This is a genomic window from Fulvitalea axinellae, assembly GCF_036492835.1.
GTDB classification, from domain to species: domain Bacteria; phylum Bacteroidota; class Bacteroidia; order Cytophagales; family Cyclobacteriaceae; genus Fulvitalea; species Fulvitalea axinellae.
The window spans coordinates 124,563-141,491 of record NZ_AP025319.1; the positions used below are offsets into that span (position 1 = coordinate 124,563).

Genomic DNA, 16,929 nt, shown 5'->3' on the forward strand with positions numbered 1-16,929 from the left:
GCCTGTCCGAGAAAAGTTATGCTGAATATTTCACCAAAGAGTATAGAATCGAGAGTCCGGACCGAGGATTTCGCCTCGTTTAGGGCCTTGGCAGGCAAGGAGAGCAAATACGGGCTTGTCCGTTTTTTCACCATCTTTTTCCTGCTGATGTTTGGGGCCATGTTTTTGCCTTGGACCCAGAATATTGACTCAAGGGGCACGCTGACGGCGCTAAGGGCCTCGCAACGTCCGCAGACGGTACATTCCATTATCGGGGGAAAGATAGAGAAATGGTATGTGCAGGAAGGCGACACCGTACAGCGCGGCGATACCATCCTGTTTATCTCCGAGACCAAAGAAGCATATTTTGACCCGATGTTGGTTAAGCGTTCCCAAGAGCAAATAGATTCTAAGGAAAACGCCGTAAAGGCTTATATGGAAAAGATAAATGCCTTGGACAATCAGATTGCTGCCATGGTGGCGGGTAATAAGCTGAAACTTAGCCAAGCCGGAAATAAGCTGGAACAAGCCCGTTACAAACTGGCTACCGACAGCGCCAAATACGAAAACACTTTGCTGAATCTGAAGATTAGCGATGACCAGCTGAAACGATATGAAGGCTTGTATGAGGAAGGTCTTAAATCTCTTACTGATCTGGAAAAGAGACGGTTGACCAGCCGGAAGGCCTTGACCGCCTTGCGCGAAGCCGAAAATAAACTTAACGTAAGCCTAAACGAACTGAAAAATGCCGAAGTGGAACTGGACGCTATTGACGCGAAGTTTAGGGACGAGCTAGCCAAGGCGGAATCGAATAAATTCACGGCTATGTCAAGCCTCTTTGAGGCCGAAGGCGCGCTTACGAAGTTGCGGACGCAATACACCAATTATTTGGTACGATCGGGCTTGTATTACGTAACTGCGCCACAGCCCGGAATCGTGAATAAGGCGATCAGGACTGGAGTGGGGGAAACTATTAAGGCCGGGTCAAGTATTGTCAGCATTACGCCTACCCATTACGATTTGGCCGTGGAGATGTACGTAAAACCGATGGACATGCCTTTGGTAAGACTTGGGGAAAAAGTTCGGATTCGGTTCGACGGTTGGCCTGCCATCGTATTTTCGGGTTGGCCTGGCGCCAGTTACGGAACCTTCGGTGGCCGTATCGTGACCATCGATAACCTGATCAGCGAAAATGGGCTTTATAGGGTGTTGGTAAGTCCGGATCCGGATGATACGCCTTGGCCAAAGGCATTGAGAATTGGTGCCGGTACTGACAATCTGTTGTTACTGAATACTGTTTCGGTTTGGTATGAGCTGTGGCGCCATGCGAATGGTTTTCCTGCGGATTATTATAAATCGGAACCGAAGAAAGAAGAGAAAAAGAAGGGGAAAGAGTAAGGCGTAACGAGTACTAGATACTGTCTGTCACTGCTTTTACCTTTAGGTTTCTCGCAGTCTATTTACTCTGTACTCTTTACCGTTTACTCTTTTACTGTATAGTAAATATATGAGAGCGATATTTCGATTGTTTTTGCTTCTTGTTGGGGGCTTTTTGACCTTCGGGTCCGCTTTGGCGCAGGATGATTCTGGGGCTGAGTCCAAGAATGACGACGAGTTTACTTTTGTCGATTTTATGAAAAAAGTAAAGGCGGACCATCCTTTGGCTTTGGTGAGCCAAGGCCAAGTAGAGTTGGGAAAGGCGGCCTTGATGAAAGCCAGGGGCGGTTTTGACCCTAAGGCTTCGTTTGGCATTTCCCAAAAATATTTTGGAGGACAGAGTTACTATAACGTGTTGGACGGAGGGCTGAAAGTTCCCGTATGGTTTGGCGCGCAGATAAATGCCGGGATAGAGCAAGGCGAGGGCGATTACGTGAATCCGGAATCGTATACTCCGGACGCCGGTTTGTATTATGCGGAGATGTCTATTCCAGTGGGCAGGGGATTGTTTACGGACGAGCGTCGAACGGCTTTGCGCAAGGCCCGGTTTTATACATCGTACACGGAAGAGGAAAGGCTGGCGTTAGTCAATAATCTGCTGTACAACGCCGGGAAGGCATATTGGCAGTGGTTTTACGCTTATCATGCCTTGATGGTCCGGGAGGAATCCAAGTCTTTGGCGGAGAATAGGCTGGAGGCTATCCGCAGGAAGGTGAATGCGGGAGATAAACCGGCGATAGATACGCTAAAGGCATTGATACAAGTACAGAGCAGGCAAATGGACCTGGAGCAAGCGACCGCTGATTTATATGAGGCTTCGCAATATCTGTCTACATTTTTGTGGGCTAAGGGCGTGGTTCCTTTGGAGCTTGGGGAGAACATAAAGCCAAGCGGTTCCGATGAAATCCACGGGCAAATAGCGGAGGATGAGACTACCACTGATATTGAAACCTTATTGGCCGAACATCCGGAGCTTAGGCAAAAGCAATTGGAACTGGATATGTTGAAGACGGACAGGAGGTTGAAAAAGGAAATGCTGAAACCTCAACTGGACTTGAAATACAGATTGCTTTCGGAAGCCGTGGAAGACCCGGAAAACAAATACGATTTTGGATTCGATAATTATAAATGGGGTCTCAAATTCGGAATACCGATATTCCTCCGTAAAGAGCGGGCCGATCTGCGTAAAAACCGGGTAAAAATAGAACAGGCGAAACTGAAGATAGAAGACAAGCGGGTCAGTTTGTTGGCCAAAGCCCGTACGGCTTGGAAAAGATCGGAGATCAGCGCTAGGCAAGTTGGTCTTTTCTCCGATGCTTTGGATAATTACCGATTATTGATGAACGCCGAGTTGAGGCTTTATGATTCGGGGGAAAGCTCCCTGTTTTTAGTAAATACCCGGGAGCTACACTACTTCGACGCAAGGATAAAACTTCTGAAAACCGTAGCCGAGAACCGAAAGTCAGTGTTGGCTAGAGAGTATAGCTTGGCTAGGCTTGAAGGAGTTTATTGATATGGTATCAGGCTTTTGGTTTTAAATATTTCCTTAAGAGGTTTTGTAAGAACCTTTTCGGAAAAGGGCAATAGGATATCTATTGTCCTTTTTCTTTAATGATTAAGTGGTTGATAATTAATTATTGACAATAAACGTAAATCCGTTTGGATTGATTTTTTTGAAAATCATTTAAACAATTTTGCCGTTTAACGTATTTATACGTTACTTAGCGTAAGTATAAATTGATAATTGGAAAAGATTTATCTCTCAATGTTTAATCAAAGGGTATTTATACCTGAATATATTGCGTGTTTTTCGACACGTTTTTTTTAAAATACCATAACGTATAAATCCGTTATATGACTGTGTTTCGAGTTATTAAGCGGAATAATCGAATGATATGGAACAGCTGACAAAGAAAGAGGAAGAGTTGATGCAAGTGTTTTGGAAATTGGGCCGTGGGACGGTCCGGGACGCTATCGATAATTTGCAGGACGACCGGAAACCGCCCCATAGCACCGTGTCGTCAGTGGCTAGAATATTGGCTAAGAAGGGTTTTCTGGGTTTTAAGGCTTACGGAAAGACTTACGAGTATTATCCGTTGGTATCGAAAGAGGAATACGGCAAGTTTTCTTTTCGCAAGATGTTGACTGGGTATTTCGACAATTCCTATAAACACTTGGCTTCTTTTATTGGCGGTGAGGATTTAAGTTCCGAAGAGATAAAAGCGCTTAAGTCAATGATTGATAACCTTCCTGACGACAAGTGATATGACGGATATTTTTATTTATATTTTGAAAGTGGCTTTGGCTTTTACGGCTTTTGTCTCGGTGTTGTATTTTCCTTTCAAAAACACGTCTGGTTATACGCTTAAAAAGCGTGTGTATTTGGGTTGTGTGTTGCTGGCTTTCGTGTTGCCGTTGAGTCAGTACCAGTGGGAATTCCCTGTGGAAGTCTCTCCGCAAGTGATTATTTCCGAGGAAGTGTCTTTTTTTGATGATGCGGGCTCCGAGGAAGTTGGCGTGTATATGGGCGATGCCCCGGCTAAGCCTTTATGGATGAGTTTTGTCGGTTATCTTCCTCTGTTTTATGTTTCTGGATTCTTGGTTTTTATGATAAGACTGGGAGGGCAGTTATCCTCGCTTTATCAAAAAACGAAGGATGCCCGGATTATAAAAATAAATGGCGTTCGGTGTTATAAAGTGGAAGGAAGGGAAATCGCCTTTTCGGCGTTTGGAAAGATATTTATCGGTAACCAATTCGACAGGCTTTCTCCCAATGAACAGGCGCAAATACTGAAACATGAGGAAGCGCATATACGGCTGGGGCATAGTTGGGAAAAAATATTCCTGTCGGTAAGCGGTGTTTTACTCTGGTTTCATCCGGGTGTGTGGTTTGGTTGCCGTCGTGTGGCGGAGTGGCAAGAGTATGAGGTGGACAAGTGTTTGGCCAACACGGAAGGCACAAAGCGTTATTTGGAATTGTTGTTTAATCTGTCGTTTCTGAAATCTACGGATACGGTGGATATGGCAAATATGTTTAACTCATTTACTAAGAAAAGAATGGAGAAATTGGCAAAACCTGACAGGCGTTTGAGCAAACGTCATTTAATCCCGCTAATCCCTGTTGTGGCATTGGCGTTTATGGGATTTTCTTTTACGGCCAAGGAAGTTCCTGCCGTGTCGGAATCATTGGAAAAACCTCTGCCTTCGTCGGGTTCGCTTCCCGAATGGCTTAATCAAACGATGATCGTTTTCAAAGATTCGGGGGATTTACACTTTGTGGCCCCTATACAAAGAGGTGCGGCCCCATTAAAGATTACCTCAAAATTCGGTAAGCGGTTTTTTCCTTTTGACAAAAAAGGGAATAGGAGTAAGTCAAATACCAAGGCAAGAATGCATAGCGGGGTAGATATAAAGGCGAAAATAGGAACCCCTATAAGAGCGGCGGAAGACGGTGTGGTTGAAAAGGTTAACCTCGACGCTAGCAAGCCAAGGGGTTTGTATGTATACATCCGGCATAACTCTGATTATGTGACGCTTTACAGCCACTTGTCGAAAGTGAACGTAAAAGTGGGGGAATTGGTGAAAGACCGTGGAATAGTAGGCTTGTCCGGAAATACAGGCATGTCGACAGGGCCTCATCTTCATTTCGAAATATTAAAGGACGGAAAGCCCGTTGATCCTATGGATTATTTGCTGTTTCCACCGCCTCCGCCTCCGCCTCGTAACCCTAAAGGGAGATCCTCTTCGAAAGATGATGGTTGTTGATAACCGTATCGAATAATTTCATTACGGCTGGATTAAGGGCATTCAGTAAATACTATTTATAGCTTGTTGTTCATTGTATCTATTATCGCCGACTTTTTTGGGTCGCTTTCCGCATAGAGGGGGCGGGATGTCCTTGCTCGAAATCTTTCATTGAGAATGATCCGCCTTCGCTTAAAGTAGAATTTAATGCGCTTAGCGCCATTAAGTAATGCTCGTCCGAAACGGATTTTACTTTCTGTATGGTGTTGTCGATGGCACGGAAGAGGTGGAAAGCCTCGTCCGGAAAGTTTTTGAAGTGGGCTTGTCCTAAGTCCCGCATCAAGAACTCTTTGCTTGGCAGGCGGTAGAGGGCTTGGGCGAAGCCGTATTGAATGGCCAAAGGTCCGTTACCTTGCAAGCCTGCGAGTCCGTATAGTCTCATTAGTTTTGCGATTATTCTGGAGGGGCGGGTAGGTTTTGAGAGAAAATCCTGTAGAAATATTTCCACTTGTTCGCTTAGCAGGTATTCCATCCTAGCACCGAAAGCCTTTAGGTGTTCGGGGTTTGGAACGGGACTTTCGAGTATTTGGCTGGCTTCTGCCGAAGTGTAGCCGGTGGCCTTAGTGTCTTTGTGCTTAAGGTTTCCTTTTCCCTTATGGAGAATACAACCCAACATTCGGTTGGCCCCGAATAAGCCGAGGCTTTGGTCTATTGCCTGTACCTGACGGCTTTCGGGATCATAAAGGATATTTCCGTGGTGAAGAGCTACGCTAAAGCGGTCGGGATTGCCTAACAGGATGTCGTAGAAATAGAGTTCGCCCAAGCCTTCGGAGAAATCACGGTCACGCATTAGAGGGCGTAGGTATTCCGAGGCCCTTTCTTCGGGGTGATGGTAGTGCGTATCGTACTCCCTTCCTTCGGTACCGGCCAATCGTCGGCGACGTTCTTCGTTGGCGAAGAGAGAGAGCGTTTTTCCCGGGCATTGGTCCCACAGTATTGCGCAGTGCGGTGAACGCTGGAACCTGCCGGCCCTTAGGTTGGCCCTTAGTTCGGTTAGCAAACCTTCCAGTTCTTGGGAAGCGCCACTTTCGTCATCGTCCAAGAATCCGGCTATGTGTCGGGAGGTTTCTTCGGTTTTGGTTATCAACGTGTCCACTTCCGGAGAGTCGGAGTAAAGCAGTTGGCCCTTGGGCGCTGTCACTTTGTTTCCCAACAGGCGGATCAGGCTTGCGGCTAAGAGTTCTCTTTCGGCTTCTTGGTCCATACGTTCGTCTCGCAGGATTTTGAGCGCACCTTTTCCGGGTGTCCCGCGAAAGAGGTATACATCGCCAAAAGCACCTTGGCTTGGCTTGAAGAGTGTCATGAAGTTGGCGTTTTCGCAGAGTACTTCCGGAGGCTCGAGCAGGGTTTTCAATAGGGCTTCCCGTCGTTCGGTGTCTTCTTTCTTTGTAGGCATTTTACCGGTCGAAACCCAGTCGAAGGGTTTGGTTGGTTTCGGCAAAACGGGGTCCTCCCGTTGGGTGATTGCCCAAGGGGTCAGGCTTGTTTCCGGGGGCTCTTGTGGTTCTGATCGGTGCTCCTCGGCGGTTGTGGCATTATCGACGGAAGGCCCATCTACGCTTTCGGTGCCTATGAGGCCAGTATCCAAGAATACAAACTCGTCTTCCGCCTTATTGCCTAGCTTTCTGGGCGGACGCAAAGGTACGCTAGACAATGGATTTTCCCTGATTAGCGCAGGGTCGGGTACAGTTGGAAGTTCCATTTCCTTGCGTAGCGTATTGAGCAGTTTAGGTAACGTGCGATTTAGTCCGGCCCGGTTATATTTTCCCGGAGCGATGGAATCGAACGCAAGTCCGATCCTAGAAGCGAGCACCAAGTAATCCGGAGCGGGACTGAAGTATCCGTTTTCGTCCGGGCTTACTGTGTGGGATCCTCCCGGTCGTGCGGGAACGGGAAGGTAGTCGGAAGCGTTAGCTCTGGCGCCTTCCCTTTCTGTTTCTTCCCCTCTGTCTAAGCTTAGGTGAAGTTTTCGTTTTGAGTAGGCTATTTCTTTATCCATTTGTTCGAATAAGAAATTTCCCTGGTCAATAGTTGACAGGCGGTAAAGCATCCCCCTGATTCGCCTTTCTTCCTCATGGTTTCCAGTAGTTTTCAGAGCGCCTTTCGCATAGAGGTTTTTAAGTGGGGCGTCATAAAATTCGTCCCTTTTGAGTTCACTGCTCGATGTTGTTTTTCCATCGTCCGTTTTTTTTGCTATTAGCATTTCCGGCGGAAATTCTTCGGCTAAGTCAGTCCATTCCGTTTCCAGGTCGTCCAGTATCTGGAAAAGCAAAAGCTCCTCGTTTTCCTTGTCAATTTTTACCCGAATGGGATAAAGAGAGAAATACCGGTTTACCAACCTTTCCAGTTCTGTTAGGGCCTGCATTCGGTATAGCAGATTCTTCTCGGATAATGGTCGTCGGGTATCTTCGGCTTGGGGCTTTATTCTTATATAATCGCTTTTGAATCGTTCCAGGTCTTCCAGCGTTACGGTTATTTTGTCCCAAATTCTGCGGACATTGGCCGAGCAGGCTAGAGGTTTTGCTCTTTCGAATTCCGAGGCGGAGATTAGGCATTGGATCGGGGGGGCCGCAGGTGGGTTTGTCGCCAGTCCGTTGGTGCCGGCGCTTTGGGTTTTCGCTATGTTTCTGGAGCGTTGCTGGAACATGATTAGGCTTAGGGCCTTGGGTATTGAACCGGTTGGCCTTACACTCCGAAACTGTTGTGGGTTCGAGGATGTTTTTCCCTAAGTCTTGAGGGTTAACAGGTTGTGGCGGTTACCGATTGTGAGACCTAGGCTTTTGCGAGTATTTTATCACAATTGGCTGTAACAGATGTCTTTTAAGAGCCGGCCGATGTTTGCGGTGTTTTTTTACGCTAGGCTTTATGGAGACGCTGTACATTTCGGTTATTTTCCCATACATACTGTAAAAATGTAAGATTTGGTATTGCCGACTTTTGATAACTGACACGGTATTCCGGAGCTTGGGCGTCCGGTGGATTTTTATGATTAAAATAGCGCGATTATGTTTTCAAGAAAGAGACTTATCCGGCGGGCCGTAGGCTTGTTGGCCTGGACGGGGATCTTAACCTTTCAGGATATCGAGGTTCGGGCACAGGGCAAGAAACCCAATTTTCTTTTTATTATTGCCGATGACGTGACTTATGAGGGGGTACAGGCTTTGGGCGATCTAAATATCCGAACGCCAAATTTGGATCGGTTGGTTAGGGAAGGGACAACATTTACGCATGCGTATAATATGGGCGCTTGGCGAGGGGGAGTGTGTACGGCCAGCCGGACGATGCTGAACACGGGAATGTATTTATGGAAATCGCAACGGCATGCCGAGGTGATTCCGGCGGAAGAATGGCGGACTTATCCGTTTTGGTCCAAGACTATGTCAAAGGCCGGGTACGAGACTTATTTTACGGGCAAATGGCATGTTAAGCGTATAAATCCCAAAAATCTTTTCGATCATGTGAGCGATGTGCGTGGCGGAATGCCCAACCAGACCAAAGAGGGGTACTTTAGGCCCAAGCATGAGAATGATACGTCGTGGTTGCCTTGGGACAAAAGCAAGCGCGGATTTTGGAAAGGCGGACAGCATTGGACGGAAAAGTTGGCGGATACGGGCCGGCGATATATCCGGCAGGCGGCCAAAAGCGAAAAACCGTTTTTTATGTATTTGGCCTTTAATGCGGCGCATGACCCGAGGCAAGCGCCCAAATCTTATGTGGACAGTTATCCGGTAGGTGGCGTGAAGACGCCGGAGAACTTTATGGCGGAATACCCTGATTTTGAGACGCTTTTCCCTGACGGGAAAATGCGCGACGAGAACTTGGCCCCCTTTCCGAGGACCGAATATTCGATCAAAGTAAACCGGCGGGAGTACTACGCATTGATCACGTATATGGATGAGCAGTTGGGCAGAATCTTGGACGCTCTCGAAGAGTCGGGACAGGTGGATAATACGTATATCGTTTTTACGGCCGACCATGGTTTGGCTGTTGGGCGCCATGGTTTGTTGGGGAAACAAAATATGTACGATCACAGCCTGCGGGTGCCGTTTATGATATTGGGTCCGAAAATTCCGAAAGGAAAGAAAATCGATACGCCAATGTACTTGCAGGACGCTATGCCTACGGCTCTGGAGGTGGCGGGAATCCCCAAGCCGGATTATGTGCGGTTTAAGAGCGTATTGCCGGTAATCAGGGGTGAGCGCAAGTCGAATTTGGATGCGGTGTACGGCGCGTTTATGGCGAATCAGCGTTGTGTGATCGACGACGGGTATAAGCTGATTCTTTATCCCGGAAAGGGAACCGTCAAGCTTTTTGATCTTGGGAAAGACAAAAGCGAGATGGTGAATCTGGCGGGAAAACCCAAATACAGAAAAAGGATCAGGCGACTTTACGGTACTCTGAAAGAGTTGCAAAAAGAGAATAGCGATACGTTGAAATTGGATAAGTATTACCCGCAGTTAGTATCGGGTATTTGATTTGGTTGTTGGATTAGTTGGCGTCAGGGCGAAAGCCTTGCGCCAACTTCGTTATTCTACAGGGTGTGATCCATATGTGATAGTTTTTGTATTGAAATTAGAATTGCATTGTAAATCAGAGATTTATATTTATAAATAGAATAGTCTATACTTTTTTACTCTTTATAAAAATGAAAAAGACATTTTTGGCGGCTTTGCTTCTGTGTTTTGGATTCGGGGCCAACGCGAAGAAAAAGAAATTGGAACGGCCGAATATCGTTTTGATCTTGGTGGACGATTTGGGCAAGGAATGGGTGAGCTGTTATGGAGCCCAAGGTATTAATACGCCAAATGTGGACGCTTTGGCGGAGCAGGGCAAGCGGTTTTCCAACGCTTATTCCATGCCGCAATGTACGCCTTCAAGAGTGACCTTGCTGACGGGGCAATACCCCTTCCGGCATGGTTGGATAAACCACTGGGACGTGCCGCGTTGGGGCGGAGGCGCTCATTACGACGAAAGGAAGAATCCGTCTTTGGCCAAGGCGCTGAAAAGGGCCGGTTACGCCACGGCGGTAGCCGGCAAGTGGCAGATTGACGATTTTAGGGTGGAACCCGAGGCTATGGTCAAGTCTGGTTTCGACGAATTCTTTATGTGGACGGGCTACGAGGCGGGAAATCCGCCAAGCTCCAAAAGGTATCAGGACCCGTATGTTTTCGGGCAAGGTGTTTCCGGTACGCAGAAAGGAAAATTCGGTCCTGACCTGTATAGTGGTTTTATTATCGATTTTATCAAGAAAAATAAAGAGAAACCGTTTTTCGCATATTTTCCGATGGCTTTGACCCATTCGCCTTTCGTTGATACACCCGATGAGAAAGCCGACAGCAAGCTCGGTAAACACAAATCGATGGTACGTTACGCTGATAAACTCACGGGGAATGTATTGAAAGCGCTGGAAGATGCGGGAGTCCGTGAGAATACGGTGGTAATTTGGACAGCGGATAACGGCACCAGCGGTTCAATAGTCGGTCAATTAAACGGCCGGGCTGTACGTGGGGGTAAGGCCAAAACTATTGAGGCGGGGATCTGCATGCCGTTTATAGTGAGCTGGCCAGCTAGGATGTCGCCGGGCGTTACGGAAACTTTGGTGGATTTTAGCGACATCTATCCCACTTTGTTGGAATTGGCCGGTGCCCGTCGGCAGAAAGGCTACGTAATAGACGGGCGGTCGTTTGCGAAAGTGCTGAAAGGTGAGGCGAAGGACGGTCCGCGATCTTGGATATTGGGAATGGGTGGAAAGAATCAGGCCAAGCTGACGGACAAAGGTGTGGAAAACCGTTTCCGTTATCGCGATAGGGTGTTGCGGAATAAGCGCTATAAGCTGTGTATTGGCACGGATAGAAAAGCGAAGGCTTTCTACGATTTGCGTGAGGACCCTTGGGAAGAACGGAACTTGATTGATAATCTGGGTGTGGAAACCGGTAGACGGAAGAGTTTTGAGGCTCTGATGGCCGTAGTCAAGACTTTTCCCGAGCAAGATAGCGACCCTTCGTATTTACCGAACCCTAAACGGCCTTGGGATGTGGAAGTGAAGGCTAAGAGTCAGATTTGGAAGGAATAAAAGGAATAATGAGAAAGTTGAGTATTGGAAAGCGGAGACGGGTATTGCCTGTCTTCGCTTTTGTCGTTTGGGTGGCCTTTTACTCCCTCATAGCGTCAATGTCGTTTGCCGAAAGACCGGTAGCCTGAATGATTTGTTCGGTGGATATGTTTAATGAGATAAGGTTTTTGGCAATAGCGATTTTTTCATTTCTTCTGCCTTCTTCTCGCCCTTCCATACGTCCCTCCATACGCCCTTCCATACGTCCTTCCTCTTTCGCCGCTTTTTCGGCGAAGTCGATAACATTGTTAAGGTCCCAGTATACTTTCAGTTCTTCTTGGTAAACGTTGTATTCTTTAGGGTCCAGTTTACCTATTTCGGCTACCTCGAATATTTTTTGGAAAATTCGTTCTTGTAGTTCTTTGGGGCGGTCTTCCAGCGCTGCCATGTTTTTGAGAACGTACAGCCACTTGTCCATATGCGTTTCCAGTTCATGGATGCCTTTTCTGAATTTAGGCATTTCAACATAAATCATCCGTAATTTTGGGTTGGCGATTTCGTTGAACTGGTTTTTGATCTGGTGGTCTTGGATATAGACGTCCTTGTGTTTTTCGCTTTCTTCGATTATAAAATCAAGTAATGAGATCGTATAGACACGCTGTAGTTCAAAGTTCCATCGCTTACCCCGCTCAGATTGGTCCTGGATGGGGAAGGTAGAGTAAAAGAGGCTCCTGTCACGGAAGTGCTCTTGTTTGGCGCGTTGGATCTCGACTATAAAGCGATCACCGCTCTCTGTCTGGCAGTGCAGATCGAATATGGCACGGCGTTTTTCCTCGAACCGGGGCAGATGCTCGGTCTTTTGGTACTGGAGATCCTCTATGGGGCTGTCTAGGTCCGGAATCAAGTGGTTGAGAAAGTCGATCAGGAGGTCTTTGTTGACTTCCTCGCCGAAGATTTTCTTGAATCCGAAATCGGTGTAGGGGTTGAGGTATCTTTCGCGCATGGGGGTGTCGTTTGGTAAAGCAAATTTACGGTTGGATCGGTTTATTTGCAAGGGAGAATGAAGGACGGTTTAGAGGAGGGAAACTGTGTTGTATTTGATTTTTGCGAATACAGGATGAATTGACCTTGTGAGTATTGATAATGGACTATGTGACTTAACATTTGTAAGTTGCCCGAACTGTACTTGCCGAATATTACCATAAATATGCGGATGTTTGCCCCCTTTCCATAAATATGTTAACGACATTTGCGAGTCACTACGCTCTAACACAACGAAAGGCGTCAAATAATCAAACCAAAACCCAAGCGTTCTTAGCAAAGGACGCAATGCAGATTAACCCAACAAACCCAAACCAAAACATGAAGTCATCATTCAAATTTTCGGATATAATTCGAAAAAATCCTATGTTCCTGTTTCTCTTTATTTTAACCGTCGCCGTTTCGGCAGGGTTTCAGGGATGGAGAACGCTTTTCAATAACTTCGCCGTAGACGAGATCGGGCTAAACGGTTTTCTGGTCGGCGCCACCCAATCTTTTCGGGAAGTGCCCGGTTTTTTGGCCTTTACCGTGATCTTTGTTCTGTTTCTAATGAGGGAAGAACGGCTGATCGTTTACGCTACGGGGTTGATGGGCTTGGGCGTATTGCTTACAGGCTTTTTCCCAAGTTTTACGGGCTTGATGGCCACGACTTTTATTATGTCGGTAGGTTTTCATTATTTCGAAACAGCCAACCAATCATTGTCGCTACAGCATTTCAGTAAGAAGGAGTCGCCACATGTATTAGCCAATTTAAAGAGCGTCACAGCTATTACGAATATTTTGGTCGGCGGATTGATATTTCTTTTGGCCAAGGTTAGTGATTTTATGACCAGTTATGTCGTGTTGGGCGCTATCGTGATTCTGGGAGCGATATGGGCGTATATCAAGACTCCAAAGCAGGAAAACGCAGTAGTCCAACAGAAAAAAATTATACTGAAGAAAAAGTATTGGCTTTTTTATATGCTGAATTTCTTGAGCGGTGCGCGTCGCCAAATATTTGTGGTGTTCTCGGTATTGCTGTTAGTTGAGAAATATGAGTTCTCGGTAGTGTATATTACGGCTCTCTTTGTGCTAAATAATCTGGTTTCAATTTTTACAAATCCGCTTATAGCCAAAATGATAAACAGGTTTGGAGAGCGTATTACACTTTCGTTTGAATACGTTTCATTGGCTTTGATATTTCTGGCTTATGCCTATGTAGAAAGCCCTTGGGTAGCGGCGGGCTTGTATGTGCTTGACCATGTATTCTTTAATTTCTCAATAGGCATTAAAACCTATTTTCAAAAACATGCCGAGGAGTGGGATATTGCGCCGTCTATGGCCGTCGGGTTTACGATCAACCATATTGCGGCGGTGGTATTGCCGGTGTTGGGCGGTTACCTTTGGTTGTTGGATTGGCGGATACCGTTTGTGGGCGCGGCCGTGTTGTCGGTGGTGTCGTTGGTTTTTGCCCAGTTTATGAAACCTGATCCCGTATTGGTTACAAATCCGGAGAAAGCAGAAGCTGTTTAACCCCTAGGCATGTATCAGAAAGACATAGTAAGGCTTTTCGGTAATTATGGTTGCAAAATGCATCCGGATTATCTTTTTTAGGAAAAACATTTTGGAACCAAACCTAAGGTTTTTCTTTGCGTAATCGAATCGATAAATATGAAAAAAATAATATTACTCATATTTGCTCTATGTTTGTCCGTAAGTGTGTGGGCACAGAAGAAAAACAATTTCGTTATTGCGATACATGGTGGAGCGGGCAATATAAAGCCGAAGTTTTTTACACCTGAAAAGAAAAAGCAATACGAAGACAAAATGCGTGAGGCATTAGATGTCGGGTATAAAATATTGGAAAACGGAGGGACAAGCCTTGAGGCTGTCCGCTCGACAATCAATGTTTTGGAAGACTCACCGCTATTTAATGCCGGTAAAGGCGCGGTGCTAACCTCGGAAGGAGTGCCTTCGCTTGATGCTTCCATAATGGACGGAAAAACGCTGAACGCAGGCGCTGTGGCGGGAGTGTCGAGCGTTAAGAACCCGATAGACGCCGCCTGGCAAGTAATGGAAAATTCTGAGCATGTGATGCTCAGCGGAAAGGGAGCGGATGAATTTTCGAAAATAAGAGGCTTGGAAACCGTTCCAGCGTTTTACTTTTATACACCCCGTATGCAGAAGCGTTGGAGTAGCATCCATGCAAAAAAAGTAAAGCAAAGTAATAAGCTTAAAAAGGATTCGTACGACAAACACGGAACTGTGGGGGCCGTGGCTTTGGATAAACACGGAAACTTGGCTGCGGGAACATCTACCGGCGGTATGATGTACAAAAAGTTTGGGAGAATAGGAGATTCCCCGGTAATTGGGGCAGGAACTTATGCCAATAACAAAACATGTGCGGTATCCTGTACTGGTCATGGCGAGTATTTCATTCGTTCGGCTGTAGCTTATGATATTTCGGCCCGTATGGAATATTTAAACGAAGGTTTGCAAACAGCGTCTGATCAAGTGATTAATAACCGAATGGGAAAACTAGGCGGTACAGGAGGAGTGGTAAGCTTGGATAAAGACGGGAGAGTGGCTTTCAGCTTTAATACCAGCGGAATGTTCAGGGGCTATAAATCATCCAATGGAACGTTTCAGACTCTATTGTTTAAGTGATTTCATCGTTAAGATCTGTTGTTTGCCTCTTGGTAAGATATTCGGAATTGGGCCGGGGTTTGACGGTAATGTTTTTTGAATGCTTTCACAAAATATGAGTCGTCTGCGTAGCCCAATTCCCCTGCTATTTCTTTTACGCTGTGGGGGGTAAATTGAAGCATTCTGGCCGCTTCGTTAAGAACGTATTTTTCAATAAACTGGGCGGGTGAAAACCCCGTCATTTCTTTAACGGCATTATAGAGTTTTCGTGTTGATACGCCTAGCTCTGATGTATAAAACGGCAGGTATTTTTGTTCAACGCAATACGTTCCGACCAAATCAATAAACCGTTCGAGTAAATCGTAATTCTGTCTACTAAAGTCGTTTTTTTGATTTGATTCTTTTTGTCTAAAGTTCTCAATTTTGGTTAGTAAAATCTGAAGGTAACTCTGCATGACTTTGGGTTTCCCGAAAAAGTCTTTTCCTGTGAAATATCTATAAAGCAATCCGCACTCTTCCGAAAAAAGAGAGGCTTCAGATTCTGGGATACGCAGGTATGTGTGTACGGGCAAACGGCATAATAGCCCAGTTTTATATTGGACACTTTCCAGAAAAATATCTGAAAAATCGATTAAATATCCATCTATATCACCTTCGCATCTTAGATGATGTACTTGGTGGGGAAGGATCAGATATAAGCATCTGTCTTTGATTGGGTATATTTCCTGTTCCAGCAAATGGCTACCGGCCCCTTTACGAATCCAAATTATCTGGAAGTAGTCATGACGGTGGGGCTTTAAGGCATGACTTGAAAGAAAGTCTTCCTTAGGCCCCTTAAGGCGTTTAATTTTAAAATCGCCATATAGCTGTATCAGGTTTTTGTGGATTCGATCTTTGGGCATAAGGCAAAGATAGGTTTTCCATAAATCGAAATGGCTCTGTAGCTAATGAATTCCGTCCTCGGAAAATTACATGATAAAATTTCGGTTGTCAGATTCTTTAGTTTTGCCGTTATTCGGTGGTGGTAATCAGGATATTACGTGCTCAATATGATTCGAAAGAATCTAATAGCAGTTGTTATCGGTTTGTTTTTCATTTATCCTTTAAATTTCGTTATGAAGGAATATACTTTGGCGTTTGATGTATATGGTACTTTGATAGATACTTCGGGTATACGTGAAGCAGTAAGTGAATTAATAGGGAGTAGAGCTAATGAGTTTACTGAGCAGTGGCGAACCAAACAATTAGAATATTCTTTTCGTCGTGGTTTGATGGATGATTATGTTCCTTTTTCTGTATGTACAAGTCAAGCTCTGGATTACTGCTGTAACAAGTTTGGAATAGATATTTCGGAAACGGATAAGCAGGGGCTAATGGTCCGATATAAAACGTTACCGGCTTTCCCGGAGGTGGCAGAGGGACTGTCTACATTAAAAGGATTGGGATATCGTCTTTTCGCTTTTTCCAATGGTATGCCCAAAGATGTTCGATCATTATTGGAACATAATGGTTTGGGATATTTTTTCGATGGTGTTGTAAGTGCTGATTCTGTAAAGACCTTTAAGCCTAACCCTAGGATATATAAACACTTTAATAATGTAACAGACTCGAAGTCGAGAGACACATGGCTGGTTTCGAGTAATCCATTTGATGTTTTGGGGTCTGTCAAATACGGAATGAATAGTATCTGGATTCAGCGTAACGAAAGAAATAAAATGGATCCGTGGGAGATTAGTTATACACTTACAACCGATGGGTTGACGAAGATAGGTAGGATGTTGTCCGAGTACCGAAAACTAAATTGAGTGAAAGTTAAGGGCCGTGAGGCTATAATCTTTGTATAAGATTCAATTAATTCTTAAACGCTAACCTTAGTTTGTGAGGTTGGTATTTTTTATTTATGAAATGACATTAGATTATTTTAATATTTTGTTAGAAGGAGATGTGGGTTGCTTATTTAAACACGAATATGTTTATATATTTGATAGAGG

At 45.5% G+C, this 16,929-nt stretch carries 12 protein-coding genes; 9 read left to right on the plus strand and 3 right to left on the minus strand.

Going from position 1 to position 16,929, the window contains the following annotated elements; genetic code table 11:
* Positions 1-18 precede the first annotated feature (18 nt).
* The 4 genes from AABK39_RS24845 to AABK39_RS24860 all read left to right on the plus strand — a co-directional run bounded on the left by AABK39_RS24845 (position 19) and on the right by AABK39_RS24860 (position 5,181).
* Complete coding sequence (locus AABK39_RS24845) at positions 19-1,377, plus strand: HlyD family secretion protein (RefSeq protein ID WP_338395907.1); 1,359 nt, start codon at positions 19-21, stop codon at positions 1,375-1,377.
* Between the two features lie 109 nt (positions 1,378-1,486).
* Entirely contained in the window at positions 1,487-2,929 is a 1,443-nt protein-coding gene (locus AABK39_RS24850; protein WP_338395744.1) for a TolC family protein, read from the plus strand.
* 382 nt (positions 2,930-3,311) lie between these two features.
* Positions 3,312-3,680 carry a BlaI/MecI/CopY family transcriptional regulator gene (locus AABK39_RS24855; protein ID WP_338395745.1) on the plus strand — a complete coding sequence of 123 codons (369 nt, stop codon included), beginning with the start codon at positions 3,312-3,314 and terminating at the stop codon, positions 3,678-3,680.
* Between the two features lies 1 nt (position 3,681).
* Positions 3,682-5,181: a M23/M56 family metallopeptidase gene (locus AABK39_RS24860; protein ID WP_338395746.1), complete on the plus strand. Its 1,500-nt coding sequence runs from the start codon at positions 3,682-3,684 to the stop codon at positions 5,179-5,181.
* An 82-nt stretch (positions 5,182-5,263) separates the two neighbouring features.
* Here the strand turns inward: AABK39_RS24860 and AABK39_RS24865 are convergent, their stop codons facing one another.
* Positions 5,264-7,867: a hypothetical protein gene (locus tag AABK39_RS24865; RefSeq protein WP_338395747.1), complete on the minus strand. Its 2,604-nt coding sequence runs from the start codon at positions 7,865-7,867 to the stop codon at positions 5,264-5,266.
* A 358-nt stretch (positions 7,868-8,225) separates the two neighbouring features.
* On the opposite strand from AABK39_RS24865, the gene AABK39_RS24870 reads away from it, so the two are divergent.
* Complete coding sequence (locus AABK39_RS24870; protein WP_338395748.1) at positions 8,226-9,695, plus strand: sulfatase-like hydrolase/transferase; 1,470 nt, start codon at positions 8,226-8,228, stop codon at positions 9,693-9,695.
* Positions 9,696-9,865: 170 nt separating this feature from the next.
* Positions 9,866-11,293 carry a sulfatase-like hydrolase/transferase gene (locus AABK39_RS24875; protein ID WP_338395749.1) on the plus strand — a complete coding sequence of 476 codons (1,428 nt, stop codon included), beginning with the start codon at positions 9,866-9,868 and terminating at the stop codon, positions 11,291-11,293.
* Positions 11,294-11,372: 79 nt separating this feature from the next.
* Here AABK39_RS24875 and AABK39_RS24880 read toward each other — a convergent pair whose 3' ends face one another.
* The gene (locus tag AABK39_RS24880) at positions 11,373-12,275 is read right to left on the minus strand and encodes an Rpn family recombination-promoting nuclease/putative transposase (RefSeq protein ID WP_338395750.1); all 903 of its coding nucleotides are present in this window, start codon (positions 12,273-12,275) and stop codon (positions 11,373-11,375) included.
* A gap of 404 nt (positions 12,276-12,679) precedes the next feature.
* Here AABK39_RS24880 and AABK39_RS24885 point away from each other — a divergent pair, with 404 nt between their 5' ends.
* Together AABK39_RS24885 and AABK39_RS24890 are read left to right on the plus strand one after the other, a co-directional pair.
* On the plus strand, positions 12,680-13,825 hold the full coding sequence (locus AABK39_RS24885) for an MFS transporter (RefSeq protein WP_338395751.1): 1,146 nt from the start codon (positions 12,680-12,682) through the stop codon (positions 13,823-13,825).
* 138 nt (positions 13,826-13,963) lie between these two features.
* Complete coding sequence (locus AABK39_RS24890; protein ID WP_338395752.1) at positions 13,964-14,959, plus strand: isoaspartyl peptidase/L-asparaginase family protein; 996 nt, start codon at positions 13,964-13,966, stop codon at positions 14,957-14,959.
* Positions 14,960-14,967: 8 nt separating this feature from the next.
* Here the strand turns inward: AABK39_RS24890 and AABK39_RS24895 are convergent, their stop codons facing one another.
* Positions 14,968-15,840 (minus strand): AraC family transcriptional regulator, encoded by an 873-nt coding sequence (locus AABK39_RS24895; protein WP_338395753.1) that lies wholly within the window; start codon positions 15,838-15,840, stop codon positions 14,968-14,970.
* A 213-nt stretch (positions 15,841-16,053) separates the two neighbouring features.
* On the opposite strand from AABK39_RS24895, the gene AABK39_RS24900 reads away from it, so the two are divergent.
* Positions 16,054-16,743, plus strand: a complete 690-nt coding sequence (locus AABK39_RS24900; RefSeq protein WP_421825179.1) for a haloacid dehalogenase type II — start codon at positions 16,054-16,056, stop codon at positions 16,741-16,743.
* The last annotated feature ends 186 nt before the right edge of the window (positions 16,744-16,929 follow it).